The organism is Rickettsia asembonensis (genome assembly GCF_000828125.2).
Classification (GTDB): domain Bacteria; phylum Pseudomonadota; class Alphaproteobacteria; order Rickettsiales; family Rickettsiaceae; genus Rickettsia; species Rickettsia asembonensis.
The window spans coordinates 1-257 of record NZ_JWSW01000071.1 but is presented as its reverse complement, the minus strand read 5'-3'; the positions used below and the strand labels follow the sequence as shown (position 1 = coordinate 257).

The following is a 257-nucleotide window of genomic DNA, read 5'->3' as shown; positions in this document are numbered from 1 at the left end:
AATGGCATTCGGTTAGTGCACTAAGTCCTAAAAGGACTGCGATTTAAGACCCACCTATTGAAAGGTTTATGAGATATTCTCAGGTATTTTCGCATTGGTCTTATCTTTTGCTTTATCTGTGAAATCTGATAAGTAGCCTTTAATATAATGTGCGTACAAAATAACTCAGATTTATAAATAATCGTTTGTATGCTTTGCTCAATAACATTTAAGCAATTTTTAAAATTAAATTTGGTGTTACCTGAGTTTTTATCGTA

General features: G+C 31.1%; 1 protein-coding gene. It reads right to left on the bottom strand.

Annotation, left to right across the window (positions count from 1 at the left end):
• Positions 1-20: 20 nt before the first annotated feature.
• Positions 21-257: hypothetical protein (locus SB78_RS10400; protein WP_206743495.1), on the bottom strand; the 237-nt coding region annotated here is incomplete at its 5' end.